This window comes from Mesobacillus maritimus, from assembly GCF_023715205.1.
Classification (GTDB): domain Bacteria; phylum Bacillota; class Bacilli; order Bacillales; family Cytobacillaceae; genus Mesobacillus_B; species Mesobacillus_B maritimus_C.
In genome coordinates this window covers 244,079-261,852 of sequence record NZ_JAMBNR010000008.1, presented here as the reverse complement: position 1 = coordinate 261,852, position 17,774 = coordinate 244,079, and the positions used below count along the sequence as shown (strand labels likewise).

General features: G+C 40.2%; 19 protein-coding genes. All 19 read left to right on the top strand.

Going from position 1 to position 17,774, the window contains the following annotated elements:
- The first annotated feature begins 395 nt into the window (after positions 1-395).
- The 19 genes from M3182_RS13745 to M3182_RS13655 all read left to right on the top strand — a co-directional run bounded on the left by M3182_RS13745 (position 396) and on the right by M3182_RS13655 (position 17,543).
- The gene (locus tag M3182_RS13745) at positions 396-1,574 is read left to right on the top strand and encodes an acyl-CoA dehydrogenase family protein (RefSeq protein WP_251426911.1); all 1,179 of its coding nucleotides are present in this window, start codon (positions 396-398) and stop codon (positions 1,572-1,574) included.
- Between the two features lie 59 nt (positions 1,575-1,633).
- Positions 1,634-2,398 carry a 3-oxoacyl-ACP reductase FabG gene (gene fabG / locus M3182_RS13740; RefSeq protein ID WP_251426914.1) on the top strand — a complete coding sequence of 255 codons (765 nt, stop codon included), beginning with the start codon at positions 1,634-1,636 and terminating at the stop codon, positions 2,396-2,398.
- A gap of 25 nt (positions 2,399-2,423) precedes the next feature.
- Entirely contained in the window at positions 2,424-2,870 is a 447-nt protein-coding gene (locus M3182_RS13735; protein WP_251426918.1) for a MaoC family dehydratase N-terminal domain-containing protein, read from the top strand.
- Positions 2,867-3,268: a MaoC/PaaZ C-terminal domain-containing protein gene (locus M3182_RS13730; RefSeq protein ID WP_251426922.1), complete on the top strand. Its 402-nt coding sequence runs from the start codon at positions 2,867-2,869 to the stop codon at positions 3,266-3,268. Before M3182_RS13735 ends, M3182_RS13730 begins: the two co-directional genes overlap by 4 nt.
- 47 nt (positions 3,269-3,315) lie before the next feature.
- Entirely contained in the window at positions 3,316-4,083 is a 768-nt protein-coding gene (locus M3182_RS13725) for a class II aldolase/adducin family protein (RefSeq protein WP_251426925.1), read from the top strand.
- Positions 4,084-4,166: 83 nt separating this feature from the next.
- Positions 4,167-5,096 (top strand): ketopantoate reductase family protein, encoded by a 930-nt coding sequence (locus tag M3182_RS13720; protein WP_251558482.1) that lies wholly within the window; start codon positions 4,167-4,169, stop codon positions 5,094-5,096.
- Between the two features lie 15 nt (positions 5,097-5,111).
- Positions 5,112-5,498: a PaaI family thioesterase gene (locus M3182_RS13715; RefSeq protein WP_251426931.1), complete on the top strand. Its 387-nt coding sequence runs from the start codon at positions 5,112-5,114 to the stop codon at positions 5,496-5,498.
- A 35-nt stretch (positions 5,499-5,533) separates the two neighbouring features.
- Positions 5,534-5,938 carry a PaaI family thioesterase gene (locus M3182_RS13710; protein WP_251558480.1) on the top strand — a complete coding sequence of 135 codons (405 nt, stop codon included), beginning with the start codon at positions 5,534-5,536 and terminating at the stop codon, positions 5,936-5,938.
- A 206-nt stretch (positions 5,939-6,144) separates the two neighbouring features.
- The gene (locus M3182_RS13705) at positions 6,145-7,350 is read left to right on the top strand and encodes an acyl-CoA dehydrogenase (RefSeq protein ID WP_251426937.1); all 1,206 of its coding nucleotides are present in this window, start codon (positions 6,145-6,147) and stop codon (positions 7,348-7,350) included.
- Between the two features lie 22 nt (positions 7,351-7,372).
- Positions 7,373-8,149, top strand: a complete 777-nt coding sequence (locus M3182_RS13700; protein WP_251426940.1) for an SDR family oxidoreductase — start codon at positions 7,373-7,375, stop codon at positions 8,147-8,149.
- Between the two features lie 33 nt (positions 8,150-8,182).
- Positions 8,183-9,355 (top strand): thiolase family protein, encoded by a 1,173-nt coding sequence (locus M3182_RS13695; RefSeq protein WP_251426944.1) that lies wholly within the window; start codon positions 8,183-8,185, stop codon positions 9,353-9,355.
- Between the two features lie 88 nt (positions 9,356-9,443).
- Positions 9,444-10,007 carry a TetR/AcrR family transcriptional regulator gene (locus M3182_RS13690; protein ID WP_251426948.1) on the top strand — a complete coding sequence of 188 codons (564 nt, stop codon included), beginning with the start codon at positions 9,444-9,446 and terminating at the stop codon, positions 10,005-10,007.
- A 111-nt stretch (positions 10,008-10,118) separates the two neighbouring features.
- Positions 10,119-11,087, top strand: coding sequence for an alpha/beta hydrolase (locus tag M3182_RS13685; RefSeq protein ID WP_251558478.1), 969 nt, complete (start codon positions 10,119-10,121; stop codon positions 11,085-11,087).
- Between the two features lie 40 nt (positions 11,088-11,127).
- Entirely contained in the window at positions 11,128-12,798 is a 1,671-nt protein-coding gene (locus tag M3182_RS13680; RefSeq protein WP_251426956.1) for a long-chain fatty acid--CoA ligase, read from the top strand.
- Between the two features lie 58 nt (positions 12,799-12,856).
- Complete coding sequence (locus tag M3182_RS13675) at positions 12,857-13,723, top strand: branched-chain amino acid ABC transporter permease (RefSeq protein WP_251426959.1); 867 nt, start codon at positions 12,857-12,859, stop codon at positions 13,721-13,723.
- The gene (locus tag M3182_RS13670) at positions 13,723-14,751 is read left to right on the top strand and encodes a branched-chain amino acid ABC transporter permease (protein WP_251426962.1); all 1,029 of its coding nucleotides are present in this window, start codon (positions 13,723-13,725) and stop codon (positions 14,749-14,751) included. The genes M3182_RS13675 and M3182_RS13670 overlap by 1 nt, the downstream gene beginning before the upstream one ends.
- 14 nt (positions 14,752-14,765) lie before the next feature.
- Positions 14,766-15,533 (top strand): ABC transporter ATP-binding protein, encoded by a 768-nt coding sequence (locus M3182_RS13665; RefSeq protein ID WP_251426965.1) that lies wholly within the window; start codon positions 14,766-14,768, stop codon positions 15,531-15,533.
- A complete protein-coding gene (locus M3182_RS13660) occupies positions 15,526-16,233 on the top strand; it encodes an ABC transporter ATP-binding protein (RefSeq protein ID WP_251426970.1) in 708 nt (235 codons plus the stop codon). Before M3182_RS13665 ends, M3182_RS13660 begins: the two co-directional genes overlap by 8 nt.
- A gap of 107 nt (positions 16,234-16,340) precedes the next feature.
- Complete coding sequence (locus M3182_RS13655; RefSeq protein ID WP_251426973.1) at positions 16,341-17,543, top strand: ABC transporter substrate-binding protein; 1,203 nt, start codon at positions 16,341-16,343, stop codon at positions 17,541-17,543.
- Positions 17,544-17,774: the final 231 nt, after the last annotated feature.

Sequence of the window (17,774 nt, the reverse complement as noted above, 5' to 3'; positions counted from 1 at the left end):
GATGCAAAATGCCTGGAACGCATCCTCTTGATAACACTTGTAACATATGGGTAAGCCGTATGCCTTAATAGGGCACGTACGGTTTGATAAGGGGGAAGCCATGATAGTGGTTTCCCTACTTTATTATCAAATAAAAAGGTAAATGAAATTATACTTATTCTTGCATTTAGGCTCGCCAATCGGCGAGTTTTTTTGTTGCAGAGTAAAGGGTACTTAACAGTGTATCTGAAAAAAACAGGTAATAAATCAAATATTTACAAATTAAGACTTGTTTTTTCAGAAAGTTCAAAATAGAATATAGTTATACATACCAACTGGTTGGTATGAAAATAGATGAACATGCATATGAATGAGTAACAAAATGTAGCAATTAATTAAGAATGGGGATGAAAGCAATGGAATTACGTCTTACAGATGAACAAAAAATGGTCCAACAAACGATTCGTAAGTTTGTAGAGAAAGAATTAATGCCATTAGAAAATGAGGTTTTAAGAAGGGAAAGAGAAAACCTACCAAGTCTACCAGCTGGAAAATTAGAAGAGCTGCGTCAGAAAGCTAAAGAAGCGGGTTTCTGGGGGATTAACACACCTGAAGAATATGGTGGTGCGAACCTAGGGCAAATGATGTTAGCACTTGTTTATATGGAAGTATCGAAAACATTCGTACCGTTTAGTTTCGGTGGTTCTGCTGATAATATCCTCTATTATGCAAATGAAGAGCAAAAGAAAAAGTATTTGATCCCAACCATTAATGGAGAGAAGAAGTCCTGCTTTGCTATGACAGAGCCTGGTGCTGGATCTGATACACAAAATATAAAAATGACCGCTGTAAAGGATGGAAATGAGTACGTATTAAACGGAGAAAAAACGTTTATTACAGGGGGAAATGAAGCCGATTTCGTAATGGCTATCGCGATTACAGATAAAGAAATGCATAAGGCAACAAAAGGTCGCGAAGGGGTAACTTGCTTTATCGTTGACCGTGATATGGGCTGGAAATCCGAATATATACATACAATGGGAGAATGGGGTCCAGCTGGATTGGTATTCGATAATGTCCGTGTGCCGGAAGAAAATATTCTAGGAGAATTGAATAAAGGTTACAATCTTGGTCTTGAGTGGATTGGTTTTGCTCGCTGGGTTGTTGGAGCTCGTGCAGTAGGAATGGCAGAGCGTGTTATGCAAATGTCAATTGATTATGCAAAAGAACGTGAAACATTTGGCAAGCCGATTGCCGATCGTCAAGCAATTCAATGGATGGTTGCTGATTCAGCTGTTGAAATTGAAGCGGCGCGCTGGCTTGTTTTAAATGCTGCGTATACATTGGATAGAGGAGAAGATAACCGCCACCTTGCATCGATGGCCAAGCTTTATGGAGCTAATATGGGAAATCGTGTGATTGACCGTGCAGTTCAAATTCATGGTGGAATGGGTTATACAAGAGAATTGCCTCTTGAGCGTTGGTATCGTGAAGCGAGACTATGGAGAATTTACGATGGCACCGATGAAATTCAAAAGCTAGTTATTTCACGTAACTTACTTAAAGGTCATGTAAAGTTGGGACAATTCATATAATATGCTTTGTAAGCGCTATCTAATAGTTGTGAGTTTACTAGATAGAAGGAGGAGTAAAAATGGCAGGAAGATTTGAAGGCAAAGTGGCGTTCGTAACCGGAGGTAGTAGGGGGATTGGGAAAGGAATCGTAGAATTATTTGCTTCGGAAGGGGCAAAGGTTGCTTTCATCGACTTGGATGAATCGGCTCTAGCACAGACAACAGCAGAACTTAAAGAAAAAGGGGTCGAAGTATATTCAAAGGTTGCGAGTGTAACCGATGCTGACCAAGTAGAAACCGCTGTAAAGGAAATAGTTGATGCCTTCGGTAAAGTAGATATTCTTGTTAATAATGCAGGGGTTATTCGGGACAACATGTTATTCAAAATGACAGAAAATGACTGGGATACAGTTATGAACGTGCATCTAAAAGGATCTTTCCTTGCAACAAAAGCCGTTCAACAATATATGGTTGAGAATAAATATGGCCGGATTATTAATATTTCCTCAACTTCTGCACTAGGGAACCGAGGGCAGGCAAACTATTCAACGGCAAAAGCTGGACTACAAGGGTTTACAAAAACGTTGGCTATTGAACTCGGAAAGTTTGGAATTACCGCGAACTCAATTGCACCCGGCTTTATTGAAACCGATATGACAAAAGCAACTGCAGATAGAATTGGTATTCCATTTGAAGAATTAATAAAAGCAAGTGTTGCAAATATTCCTGTGGCTCGTAGCGGTAAGCCAGAAGATATTGCGAACGCAGTAGCGTTCTTCGCAGATGAAAAATCAGGTTTTGTTAGTGGTCAGGTAATTTATGTTGCAGGTGGCCCTAAAAACTAAAATAAAGTTGTGAGGTGGTAGAAACATGAAAGAGATGATTGGCAAAGCCTCAAAAAAAGTGAAAAACACGGTTGAACGTGGTGCTGTAAAAAAGTTTGCTGAAGCGATTGGTGATGTGAATCCAATCTATTTGGATGAAGAGGTTGGAAAGAATTCTCGTTATGGTCAAAACATTGCTCCACCTACTTTCGCACGTGTGTTTGATTATGGAATAATTGAAGGTCTGAATTTGCCGAATAAGGGACTAATCCATGGCGAGCAAATATACCATTATGAAAGACCTCTTTTGGTTGGGGAAGATGTTTACTGTTATGCACAGGTATCCGACTATTATGAAAAGTCTGGAGCGATGGGGAATATGGGGTTCATCGTGTTAGAAAATAATGGCGAAGATAAGGATGGCAATACGATTTTTACTTCTAAATCTATTGTTATTCTTACTGAGGCTTATAGGAAGGTGCAGCAAGTATGACGAAGATTGCAGAGTTATATGTTGGTGATGCGTTGAATGATATTCAACTGAATCCAGTGTCTCGAATTGATTTGATCAAATATGCTGGTGCTTCCGGTGATTTTAATCCGATTCATACGATTGATGAGGAAGCTAAAAAAGCAGGATTACCAGGAATTATCGCCCATGGAATGTGGACGATGGGCAATTTGGCAAAGCTTTTTACCAATTATTATGAAGAAGGATTTATCCAAGATTATTCAATCCGCTTCCGGGGCATGGTTTTCTTAAATGACGTCATTACGTTAAAGGCCGAGCTAAAAGAACGAGATGAAAGTCTCTTAAAGTTTGATGTACTCGCCGTAAATCAAGAAAATAAACCAGTCTTGAAAGGAAATGTGGTTTATCGACTCTATTAATCTATATTGTCCTTTCCTGAGTGGGATACAAGGAATTGGGGGATTTTATGACTACAGATACGAAAGTGAGTTTTAAACCACCTGTATTTCAATCAATTGAAGAGGAACGACAGCATTTAAAGGAAAAATTGGCTGCTGCGTTCCGACTGTTTTCAAAGTTTGGCTTCGATGAAGGGGTAGCGGGACATATTACAGCGAGAGACCCGGAACACAAGGATCATTTTTGGGTGAATCCATTTGGTGTCCATTTTAGCTTAATAAAAGCATCTGACCTCATTCTATGTAACCATGATGGCGAAGTAGTAGAAGGGAGTCTTCCGGTCAATCGAGCAGCATTTGCGATTCATTCGCAGGTACATGCTGCTCGTCCAGATGTGATTGCGGCCGCTCACGCTCATTCTGTTTATGGGAAAACCTGGTCCTCTCTAGGTCGTTTGCTTGATCCAATCACACAAGACGCCTGTGCGTTTTATCAAGACCATTCCGTCTTCGACGATTATACAGGTGTAGTCCATGACCTTGAAGAAGGCCGTCGCATTGGGATCGCTTTAGGGGACAAGAAGGCATGTATTCTTCGTAATCATGGTCTGCTCACAGTAGGGAAGTCCGTTGACGAAGCTGCATGGTGGTTCATTACGATGGAAAGATCCTGCCAGGCGCAATTGATGGCTGAATCTGCAGGCACACCTATTATCATTGACCCAGCTACAGCACAAACCACTTATAATCAGGTGGGAACCACAAACGCAGGCTGGTTTCAATTTCAACCTTTATGGAACAGAATCGTCAAAGAACAGCCAGATTTACTAGGTTAACTAACGAACAAGGCGGAGGGCGCAAGGCGCAACTTCGCCTTTTCCGTAAAAATGATATTGCTAAAATAAAGGAAGGTTCTTAAATGAAAATTGGTGTAGTTGGTACTGGTGCAGTCGGAGGATATTTCGGGGCATGCTTAGGAAATACAGGTCATGAAGTTGTCTTTATTGCTAGAGGAGATAAACTAGTAAAGATGAAGGAAAAGGGTCTTACAGTTCAAGGCACAGAAGGTGAGTTTACAGTTTCAGGTGCTTTTACTGAAAGTTATGAGAGTTTATCAGATGTGGACCTCATTCTTTTCTGTGTAAAATCCACAGCCACTAAGATAGTAGCGGAAGCATTAGTTCCAATTATAAAAAAAGATACTCTGATTCTAACTTTGCAAAATGGTGTAGATAATGAGGAAACATTAGCTAGTCTTTTTGGCTCTGTTCGAGTCTTTTCAGCTGCATCTTATATACAAGCACAAATGACTGAGCCAGGACTCGTTAAACAGATTGGGAACTCTCCAAGACTTGTAATCGGTGCTCTTGATGAATCACAGAAAGAGGTTGCTCAACAATTAACCATAATGTTACAAAATGCAGGGATAGAGACCTATCTATCGAGTAATATCTTGAAAGTGAAATGGAGAAAGCTTTTATGGAATGTGACTTTTAATCCCCTATCTGCACTGATTGAGTCAAAAGTTGGAGTCATTCTTGATAACGATGACTTGAAAACAATAGCCATCAGGATCTGCCAGGAAGCGACTAAGGTTGCAAGAAAAGCAGGAATACCCGTTGAGGAAGACATTTGGGTAGATATCATGGAGAAGAGCCACGTGAGCCGAAATCATGAAACCTCAATGCTACAGGATAAACGCAATGGAAAACAAATGGAGCTTGAGAGCATTTGTGGTTATGTTGTCAAAAAAGGCAAAGAGGTCGACGTAGATACCCCGGTTTTAGAAACAATTTATGGCTTGTTGAAACTTGAAGATAATAATTTAACACTAGTCCACGTAAAGTAGGAAGGGAGGGTATAAATGGAAACGAATCATACGATATCCTCTTTTTATGATTATCTAGGTTTTATGGGGGAGGAAAGAGAAGATTCAACATACGAGCTGGAGCTGCCTATCAACCCGTTTTTACTTCAAGACGATGGAACAGTCCATCCTGGTGTGTTTGCGACCATGCTAGACATTATGATGGGGGCTACAATCTCCAGGCAAACCAACTCATTTGCAACAACCATTCATTTAAACTTAAGCTATTTTGATCTCGAGCCGCAAACAAAGTACACCGCGGATACAACAATTTTACATCGCGATGGGAAATATGTAACCGCAGATGGAGTGGTCTATGATCAGGATAAGAATTTAATTGCGAAAGCAACTGGTTCTTTCAAGTTAAACCCAGTAAAATCTTAGTCCAAACTGATGGTATCTACGAAAGGAGGTGATTTATGGTGACCGCTGTCGAAAAACCTCAAATATCCTGGTTAGAAAAGAACCCGTTTATCAAGCATCTAGGATTTGAGCCAGTTGTCGAGGAAAGAGAAAATGTTATAGCTGTAAAACTCTTTATCGATTCAAATCACTTAAACATCCAACAAAATCTTCATGGCGGAGTACATGCATCGATGCTAGATACGATACATACGGTTGTGTTACGGAATGTTTATCAAACGAGTGTTTCCGTTCAAAACTTAAATGTACATTATCTAGCGGGAACGAGCACTGGTGAGATTATCGCTCGCGCTAAAATTATACAACAAGGATATAAAATTGCAGCGGTGGACTCCGAAATTGTTGATGAACATGGAACGTTAATTGCAAAAGGCTCAGGGGTTTACAAGATTAAAAGGTAGTAAGTAATGATTAGAACGAATCTATTATTATAGAAGAATAAATTTCGTTCCAAATCGGGAAATAACAGAAGACTGGTGAGTGAAAAACTCGAAAAATAATGTTGTAGACGACAAATTTCGCTGTTGAATATTGCAAATTTTTTGTTTAATATTGTTGGTAGCTACATACCGACTAGTTAGTATATGAGAAAAAAGGAGTGGTTTGAGTGAACTTTACTTATACTGAAAAGGTCCAAGAGCTCCAAAAGAAACTAACTCAGTTTATGGAAGAGTATGTTTATCCTAATGAAAAAGTTTATTATGAGCAAATCGATCCTCAAGACCGTTTTGGAAAAGTTCCTCCAATTATGGAAGAACTTAAACAAAAAGCAAAAGATGCAGGACTATGGAATTTGTTCTTGCCTGAAAGCGATCACGGTGCTGGTCTGACCAATCTAGAGTATGCTCCATTGTGTGAAATCATGGGTCGTTCAAGCATTGCTCCTGAAGTCTTTAACTGCGCAGCACCAGACACAGGGAATATGGAAGTGCTTGTCCGTTATGGGAAAGAGGAACATAAAGAACAATGGCTAAAGCCATTGTTAGCTGGTGAAATTCGTTCATGTTTTTCAATGACAGAACCAGATGTTGCCTCCTCTGACGCAACAAATATTGAAGCTAGTATCATTCGTGATGGTGACGAATATGTCATCAATGGTACAAAATGGTGGTCCTCAGGTGCGGGAGACCCTCGATGCAAGATTGCGATTGTGATGGGGAAAAATGATCCAAATGCTCCGAGACATGAACAGCAATCTATGATTCTAGTGCCATTAGACACTCCTGGAGTAACGATTAAACGAGTTTTACCTGTTTTTGGTTATGATCATGCTCCACATGGCCATGCAGAGATTGAATATAAAAACGTGCGGGTTCCAGCTTCCAATATGCTATGGGCAGAAGGAAAAGGATTTGCAATCGCGCAAGGAAGATTAGGACCAGGAAGAATTCACCATTGTATGAGAACCATTGGTGCAGCTGAGCGGGCACTTGAATTGCTGTGTAAGCGCGTGCAAGAACGTGAAGCATTCGGGAAAAAGCTTGCCGACCAAGGTGTGATTCAAGAGTGGATTGCGGATTCCAGAATTGAAATCGAGCAAGCAAGACTTTTAACACTAAAAGCGGCCGATATGATGGATAAGGTTGGTAATAAAGAAGCGAAATCTGAAATTGCGATGATTAAAGTCGTTGCACCAAACATGGCTTTGAAAGTTATCGATCGCGCAATTCAAGCGTTCGGAGCAGCGGGAGTAAGCGAAGATACACCACTAGCAGCTAGTTGGGCAAATATCCGGACATTGCGCCTTGCAGATGGACCTGACGAAGTTCACCGCCGTGCAATTGCGAGACACGAGCTGAAAAAATACCGTTAAGTTAAGGAGAGGAACCCAAAACGTGCGAATACAGGAACTTTTTGATTTATCAGGGAAGACAGCTATCATCACAGGTGGAGGTAGAGGTCTTGGGGAGCAAATTGCTGAAGTTTATGCTGAGGCAGGAGCGAACCTTGTGCTTTGTTCCCGCAAAGAAGAAGCGTGTATAGAAGTAGCTAACAGATTAAAGAATGAATATGGTGTTGAGGCATTGGCTATCAAATGCGATGTTGCTAATCCAGATGATGTGAATAAAATCGTTAAGGCTGCACTTGAGCAATTTGGTCGCATCGACATTCTAGTAAATAATAGTGGTGCATCATGGGGCGCACCAGTTGAAGATATGCCGTTAGATGCATGGAATAAGGTCATGAATGTGAATGTTACTGGAACCTTCTTAATGTCTCAAGCGGTTGGAAAAGTCATGATTGAACAGCAATATGGTAAGATCATTAACATCGCTTCTGTGGCCGGTTTAAAAGGATCGGATCCAGAGTTAATGAATGCTATCGGCTATAACGCTAGTAAAGGAGCCGTTATTACTTTTACAAAAGATTTGGCAGTAAAATGGGGCCCTAAAGGTATTTATGTAAATGCGATTGCGCCCGGATGGTTCCCTACGAAAATGTCAAAAGGTCTATTGGAAAAAGCTAATGATGTCTTCTTGACAGGGACTCCGCTAAGAAAATTCGGTACGGAAAACGATTTAAAAGGTGTGGCATTATTATTAGCTTCTAAAGCTTCTGATTTTATTACTGGAGAAACGATTGTGGTTGATGGAGGTACCAACGCGAAGTAGCTTTGGACCCAAAACTAAGGGGGAATGTGGTAAATGAAAAGGGATGCGGTGATTGTCTCCGCGGTACGTACTGCCATTGGAAGACAAGGTAGCGCTCTTGCTTCTGTTCCTGCACATGTCTATGGAGCTGAGGTCATCAAGGAAGCGATTAAGCGAGCAAATGTTGACCCAGAACAGATTGATGATGTCATTTTTGGAAATGTCCTAAGTGCTGGTGGCAATATTGCCAGATTAACAGCCTTACAGACAGGGTTGTCGATCAATATACCTGGATTAACCATAGACCGCCAATGTGGTTCTGGAATCAATGCAATCAACCTTGCCGCACAGGCAATTAAAGCGGGCGATGGGGATATTTATGTCGCTGGTGGTACGGAAAGTATGAGTCGCGCGCCATACTTAATGGACCGTCCGGAAAAGCCATATCACGCAGAACCACCAAGGTTTAGGAAATCGCAGTTGTCTCCTGAAGAAATTGGGGATCCACCTATGGGGATTACAGCTGAAAACCTTGCAGAAAAGTACAATGTGACAAGGGAAGAACAAGATGAATTTGCTTTGATGAGCCAACAGCGAATGGCTCGGGCAATGGCCGAAGGACGATTTGATGAACAAATTGTACCGATTACAATCCCTGTACGAAAAGGTGAGCCGATTACCTTTAAAGTAGATGAACATCCAAGACCACAGACGACCATCGAAGCTCTGGCCAAATTACCTGCTGTTTTTAAAGAAAATGGTACGGTTACTGCTGGAAGCTCATCAGGTTTAAATGATGCAGCCTCTGCTGTAGTGGTAATGTCCCGCGAAAAAGCCGAAGAATTGGGAATTAAACCTCTAGCTACAGTCAGGGAGTACGCAGTATCTGGTGTCGATCCAAACATAATGGGAATAGGTCCTGTTCCAGCTACGAAGAAAGTGCTTGAGAAATCAGGATTATCTATAGATGATATGGACCTAATTGAAATTAACGAAGCGTTTGCTGCACAGGTACTAGCTTGTAACCGTGAGTTAAACATGAATATGGAAAAGGTTAATGTGAATGGTGGTGCGATTGCTCATGGTCACCCACTTGGTGCAACAGGAGCGATCTTAACTACCAAAGCCATTTATGAACTAAAACGCTCAGGTGGTCGTTACGCTCTCATTACGGCCTGCATTGGCGGAGGTCAAGGGATTGCAACTATCATCGAGAATGAAGAGTAGTGTGATTGTCAGAGGATGGAAGCCGTATGTTGGCTCCATTCTCTGAATCCAGTAAGCTATTTTTCATAGATGAACGGAGTGCGCTACCATGAAGGAGAGAATTGTAAATACAAGTATTCAATTATTTGATAAAAAGGGATTTACGGATACTTCGATTAAGGACATCGTCGAGGAACTCAATGTAACGAAGGGAACTTTTTATTATTATTTTAAAAGTAAAGAGGAGTTACTGAAGGATATTCATTTGTCATATATTGATGATTTAATCGAACAGCAAGAGATTATATTAATGAATTCAGAGTCTGATTGTACGGAAAAGTTATTTGCACTTATTTATATGGTTATTAATAATATTCGTACAAACCGTGAGAGTGCGAGGATTTTCACGCGAGAAACGAGACACTTAAGTGGGCAAAACGTGGAGGAAATTAAAGCAAAGCGGAATTTATTTAGGAAAAAATACCAGGCTTTAATTGAAAAAGGAATTGAAACAGGGGAATTTAAAAATTCCATCCCCCCAGATATGCTAACATTCGGTATTCTTGGGATAACGAATTGGACATATTATTGGTACAATCCAGAAGGTGAAGTGAGTGAAGAACAGCTAGCCCAACTATTTGCCTCACTTATTTTAGACGGAATCAAAAAATAATCCTAAACGATCCTTATCTCTCTATATACTATGATTATTCTACTCTATTATGTCTGAAAATTCTTAATAGGGTTGATTTAATAAAAATTATGATAAAAGGAGGGGGGACAATTGGGTTTGCATCCACAAGTTCAATCCTTACTTAAAATGTTGGAGTCGAGAGCTCTTCCACCAATGGAACAATTAGGAGTGGAGGAAGCAAGAAAAGCTTTTGAAACTTCCGCTAGGGTAATGAGCAAGACCGAGCACAAGGTAAAAACAGAGGATAAGAAGATTCAAGGGTATGAAAAGGAAATAGCGATTCGCATCTATACACCTGAAGGAGTCAAAGAGTCTGGGGTACTTGTCTATTATCACGGAGGTGGTTGGGTTATTGGGAACATTGAAACCCATGATGCGCTTTGTCATACAGTGGCTTATGAATCTGGTTGTATCGTCATTTCCGTTGATTATGGACTTGCCCCAGAAAGTAAATTTCCTGTTCCAGTTGAAGATGCGTACATAGCGGCAAAGTGGGTTTCCGATCACAGTGAAGAATTAGGAATTGACAAAAAACGCATCGCTGTGGGAGGAGATAGTGCAGGTGGGAATCTTGCTGCAGCGGTCTGTTACTTAGCACAGGAACGGAAAGAATTTGAAATAGCTTTTCAAATGTTGTTATATCCGTCCACTGGGTTTGAGTTCACAGAGTCTTATGAGAAATATGGAGAAGGATATTACTTAACAAAGGGAACAATGGCATGGTTTCGGGATCAATATTTAACTAATCCAGAGGATACCGAAAGTCCACTTGCGGCGCCATTGCTCATTCCGGAAAAAGCGACCAAACATTTACCACCAGCTTACATAATGACGGCTGAATTTGATCCTTTATGCGATGGTGGTGAACAATTTGCTAACAAATTAAAAGATGCAGGAGTAGAAGTTCATTATGTGTGCTACCCAGGAATGATCCACGGATTCCTAGGTATGACAGAGTTTGTTGCAGTTGGGAAAAAAGCCGTTAGTGAAATTGCTAGTGAATTAAAAGCAAAGTTTAACGCGGATGTTCGTCAATTAAATGAACGAGAAAATTCCTAGTCATATCCGCTATGGAAAGTAAAAAGGAGTGAAGTGAAATATGTTGACCTTACACCATGAGCATTGGCCAAACCTTACTACGTCTTTAAGTGTGCCACAAACTTCCCTTTATGAAAACTTACAAGTGAGTGCTAGACGATATCCAGATAATTTGGCCATTCAATACTATGGAAGTACCCTTACTTACAAGGAATTAGATGAGCAAGTAACAGCTCTTGCTGGATATCTACAACATAAGTTGGGTGTGAAAACAGGAGAGAAAGTACTTTTGTTTATGCAAAATTCTCCACAGTTTGTAATCGGCTTTTATGCCATTTTACGAGCGAATGCAGCTGTAGTTCCGATTAACCCGATGTTAACAGCAAATGAATTAACTTTCTATGTTAAAGACGCGGAGATTAAAACAGCTCTTGCTGGACAGGAACTTACTGAAAAAGTTCAACCGTTAATTGGGACCACAACCCTTGAAAATATCGTATTTGCTGCTTATTCCGATTATAAGGGTGAGTTTGAAGGAACCTTGCCGCCAGAGGTTGAGGCTAAACGAGAAGTATTTACAGAGCCTGGCCAACATCTGTGGTTAAACGCCATTGAAGCAAATCTTCAACCAAGTGAGCATACAGCTGGAGTAGACGATTTAGCTGTTCTTCCTTATACTTCTGGAACGACTGGTCTTCCTAAAGGTTGTATGCATACCAACCGTTCAGTACAAGCGAATACAGTTGGTGCCTTTCATTGGGCAAGTGTTACACCAAACTCTGTCCATCTTATGACATTGCCGTTGTTCCATGTAACGGGCATGATTCATAGCATGCATATGCCAATCTACAGTGGTGGATCAATGGTCATTATGACTAGATGGAATCGTGAAACAGCTGTCCAACTCATTAAAAAAGAGCTATGTACACATTGGTGTGCAATTGCAACCATGATTGTGGACTTTGTTTCCAACTCGAAACTTCAAAAAGAAGATATAGCATCATTATCCTACCTTTCAGGCGGCGGTGCAGCTCTTCCAGAAGCAGTTGGTCAAAAGTTATATGATTTGACGGGATTACGTTTTATCGAAGGGTATGGATTATCGGAAACGATTGCCCAAACACACTTTAATCCACCAAACCGTCCAAAGATGCAGTGCTTAGGCATTCCTTCTTTCGATGTGGATTCAAGAATTATTGATCCTGCCTCATGTAAGGAATTAGGTGTTGGTGAAGTTGGCGAGATTATTGTAAACGGTCCACAAGTAATGACTGGTTACTATAATCGCGATGATGAGAACCGGGATTCGTTTATGGAGTTAGATGGAAAAGTCTTTTTCCGGACAGGTGATATTGGTCGATATGATGAAGAAGGGTACTTCTTTATTGTTGACCGGGTGAAACGGATGATTAACGCATCTGGTTTCAAAGTTTGGCCGACTGAGGTTGAATCTTATCTCTATAAACACCCAGCTATCCAACAAGCTTGTGTTGTTGGTGTACCTGATCCTCGACGAGGTGAATCTGTAAAAGCTTTTGTTATTTTGAATGAGGGGTATGAAGGTAAGGTTACTGAAGAAGAAATCATTGAGTGGGCAAAAGAACATATGGCTGCTTATAAATATCCGCGTGAGGTTGAATTTAGGGATGAATTTCCAATGACAAGTAGCGGAAAAATCTTATGGCGTCAGCTTCAAGATGAAGAGAAAGAAAAAACTAAAACTGTGCAATAAGTAATTCATCACATAGAAGAATTTCTTGAAGGAAATTCTTGCGAACAGGGGGACAAAAATGGATGTTTTAATTCAACAGCTGTTTAATGGTTTGACACTAGGGAGTGTATACAGTCTTGTTGCACTAGGCTTAACACTTGTTTATGGAATCTTGCATATCCCAAACTTTGCCCATGGAGCTTTATACATGGTTGGGGGATATATTACGCTAACAATGATGACACAAGCCGGATTAAATTACTGGATAGCGATCGTAGTATCTTGTTTAGTGGTCGGGGGCTTAGCAGTTTTAATGGAGAGGTTAGTATTCCATCCACTCCGCCATGCTCCAGCGATTCACGATAAAATTGCTGCAATTGGAATCATGCTTTTCTTAGAGGCACTTGTTCAATTTATTTGGGGTGCTGAATATCAAACAATGGTTTCTCCATATGGACAAGTTGTCAATGTTGCAGGAGTTACCTTAACGATGCAACGTTTATTGATTATCGTTGCTACCGTTGTGGTTATGATTATTTTGTATATTTTCTTAAAGAAGACTTTTACTGGAGCAACTATCATTGCGATGTCTCAAAATCGTGACGGAGCAAATCTTGTGGGGATCAATACAAATCGTGTTGCGATGTTAACGTTTTTGGTTTCAGGTGCTCTGGCAGCCATTGCCGTTTCCTTGTCTGCACCTATTAATCTAGTATTCCCTGGGATGGGACACCTAGTTCTAACAAAGGCTTTTGTTATCATCATTCTGGGTGGTATGGGGAGTATACCAGGGGCAATTGTTGGGGGTTATATTCTAGGGTTCACGGAAGCTCTAGGTGCAACTTATATATCAAATGATTACAAAGACGTAATTGCTTTTGTGATTCTCGTACTTATCTTAACAATTAAACCGAATGGGCTATTCGCTGCTAAGGGGGGACATTAATGGCTGGTCTACTTAAACAAAGGAATATCATTGCTGTACTCATCGTTTTTGCAATCGTGTTCCCGTTCATTACCAATAATAATTATTTTATTCATATCATGACACTTGCATTTATCTGGATCATTGGGGTTTACGGCTTGAACCTGCTAGCTGGATACACAGGGTATTTGTCCCTTGCACATGCTGGATTCTTTGCTATAGGCGCCTATTCACTTGCATTGTTAACCACTAAGGCTCAAATGAACTATTGGTTAGCATTTGTATTAGCGCTAATCATTACGAGTGTTCTTGGCATGATAATTGGTTTGATTTCATTAAGAACAAAAGAGCATTTCTTCGCAATTTATACACTATGTGTTGGTTATATCATCTATCTTGTCATCGATAAATGGGATAGCTTAACTGGAGGGGTCAGAGGTCTAATCGGGATTCCAGCTCCAGGGAATATTGGGCCAATTGAATTTAATACACCGATTTCAAATTATTATTTAGTTTTATTTTTCTTACTCATTACTGTTCTAGTCGTTTATCGAATTGTGCATTCCTTAACGGGTAGAACGTATATCGCGATTCGTAACAGTGAGGATCTTGCGCAAACAATCGGGATTAATACGATGAAAAACAAACTTATGGTGTTTGTGATCTCTACATTCTTTGCAGGTTTAGCAGGCGCTTTATATGCATCGTTCATTCGCTTTATCGGTCCGGATATCGGGTACATTACGATTACGTTTGACTTATTAACCTATTTAATTGTTGGGGGCATTGGAACATTATCTGGTCCGGTGATTGGAACCATTCTTATTGTATGGGTTTCACAGCAACTACAATTTTTACAAGATTATCGAATGATGATTTTCGGTCCTATTTTAACATTATTGGTCATCTTCTACCCACGAGGTATCTCAGGTGGATTTATCGACTGGAGAGCAAAGCGTAAAGAAAAGAAACAGAATCAACTAAACCTAGAAAATCAACAGATGCTCTCAGCTCAGGAAACGTCTGCCGCTTCTAATAAAAATGGGTAAAGGAGGAAGATGAAATGGTATTCTTAGAAACAAAAAATTTAACAAAGAAATTCGGCGGGAATACAGCCGTTAATAATGTAGATTTCACGATTGAAAAAGGGAAAATCAATGCAATAATCGGTCCAAACGGGGCGGGTAAATCCACTTTCTTTAACCTAGTTAGTGGTTTCCATCCTCCGACATCAGGACAGGTGATTTTTAAAGGAAAAGATATTACTAAGCTACCATCTAATAAAATTGCTGAGTTAGGGGTAGCTAGAACCTTCCAGACAACGAATCTCTTTGATCAAGCGACAGTACTTGATAACGTCATTGTTGGACATCGTTTACGGACAAAATCGAACTTATTTGATGCGATTTTCAGAACAAAGCGGTTAAAACAAGAAGAAAAACAGTGTCGTGATAAGGCGATTGAAGTGTTAGACTTTGTTGGCTTGACAGATGTAGCTTATAAGCTTGCAGGAAGCTTATCGCAAGAAGAAAAAAAGCGGGTTGCCTTTGCACTAGGATTGGCAACCGATCCGGAGATTATATTCCTTGACGAGCCTGCTGCAGGTGTCAATCCAGATGAAACAGATGGTCTAGCAGAGCTAATGGAGAAAATGGTAGAAAGAGGAATTACCGTTTGTCTGATTGAACACAAAATGTCCATGATCATGAAGTTAGCCGATAAGATTATGGTGTTAAGTTACGGGGAAAAGATTGCAGAAGGAACACCAGAAGAAATACAAAATAATGAAGCCGTTATTAAGGCTTATTTAGGGGGTAGCGCGATTGCTTAAGGTCGATAATATTTCCGTAAAATATGGTAGCTTTGTGGCAATCCGCGATATCAATATCGAGGTGAACCAAGGAGAGATTGTTGTATTACTTGGGGCAAATGGTGCCGGAAAAAGTACAACGTTTAATACGATTAGCGGATTGAACAAGCCTTTTCAGGGAGAAGTGATTTTTGAAGGAAAGAAAATCGATAAGCTCTCTGCTGACAAAGTTGTAAAAGAAGGAATTGTTCAATGTGCCGAAGGTAGAAAGTTATTTCCTGCCATGAGTGTTTATGAAAATTTGAAAATGGGTGCTTATGTACATCGTAAAAACAAAGCGCAAATCAAAGAAACAATGGATCATGTCTTTGAGCTGTTTCCAATTCTTCAACAGAAAAAAGACGACCCAGCAGGTTCGCTTAGTGGAGGGCAACAGCAGATGGTAGCGATTGGACGTGCCCTAATGGCAAGACCAAAAGTGATGATGCTCGATGAGCCGTCTGTTGGATTAGCACCATTAATTGTTGAGCAGATGTTTGAGGTAATTCAGCAAATCAATCGAGAAGGTACTACTATTCTATTGGCGGAACAAAATGCGAATGCTGCACTAAAAATTGCGACGAAGGGATATGTATTCGAGAACGGAAATGTTGTTGTCGAAGGAACCTCCGAAGAACTGTTCTCAAATGATAGTGTTCGAAAAGCTTATATTGGTGCATAATCAATGAAATTTAACTTGAGAGATGAAGGGTGGTGAGGAACGGAAACCGTCTAATTTGTATTATAGATATCTTTTAAAATGAGAATGATGAACAGGGGGAAAACCAAGTGGGAAAGAAAAAGTTCCGTTTCTTATCAATGATATTAATCGCGTTTATGTTCCTATTAGCTGCATGTAGTGGTGGGGGATCTCAAACATCTGGTGGTGGATCAGGTGAATCTGGTGGCAAGAATGTTGTCAATATTGGATATTCTGGACCTCTTAGTGGCCCAGCTGCATTTTATGGCGAACGCACTTTAAATGGTGTAAAAATGGCCGCTGAGGAAATCAATGAAGCTGGTGGTATTGATATCGACGGTACGAAATTTGAAGTGAAAGTTGTTGCCCTAGATGACAAGTATTTACCAAACGAAGCAGGTTCCAACGCTAAGCGTCTAATTCAAGAAAACAAAACGCCAATTGTCTTTACTCCACATAGTGGTGGTATCTTTGCGCTTCAAGTGTTCAACCAAGTTGATAATTTCATCATCGGTGCTTATTCAAGTGAACCGGATATTGCAAAAGCTCAAAATCCATTAACAGTGATGATTCCTCCTCGTTATGATGGCTATCTTGCCCCATTTACAAAATACACAATGGAGCGTTTTGGGAAGAAGATTGCATTCTTACCAACTGCTTCCCAATATGGGAAAGATTGGGCGGAAGCGCTTCAGCCATACTGGGAGGAGAAGGGTGGAGAAGTTGTTTATAACTCTTCTATCGACTTCGCAAAGGACACTGATTTCTTTACAATTATCACAAATGCGTTAAAAGAAAACCCAGATGTAATGTTCATTGGAGGAGCTTCTGAACCAACAGCGAAGGTCGTAAAGCAAGCTCGTGAGCTTGGATTTGAAGGCGGATTTGTGATAATGGACCAAGCAAAGCTTGATGAAATGAAGCGTGTATTAGGAGATTCTTATGAATTGTTAGAAGGGTCAATTGGTGTATTACCACTTGTTGACTCTGATGAGCCAGCTGTTCCTGATTATGTGAAGAAGTACAATGAAAAATTTGGCGAGGATCCAGGTTCTGAAGCAGGTCTTAACTATATCGCGATGCATGTATTTGCGAAAGCAATGGAAGCAGCAGGTTCTGTTGATGATCCACAGAAGATTCGTAAACACATTCAAGATGGCCTAGATGCTCTTCCAGCTGAAGTAAAAATATACAGTATTCCATCCTTTAACGAAAAAGATGGCAACTTTGAGCATGATTTAATTGTCGGTGCAGTTGAAGATGGAAAGATTATTCATGTACCAGCTGAGTAAGAAGGCTGATAAAAAAACGCTTGTCCTAGAATTTTAGGGCAGGCGTTTTTTTATGAAAAACCAAAAAAATTCTTGTTGTTCTAAACTGCAGTGAACGGTAAACAGCGTATGTTGAATAATCGATTAACCTGAAATTTTTGATACCCAGGCCAATCGTTATAAAAGAGTTTCAAGTTAGAGAAAATTCTAAATTAATTTAGTTTTACAAATGTAAAATAAGGCTTTTACATT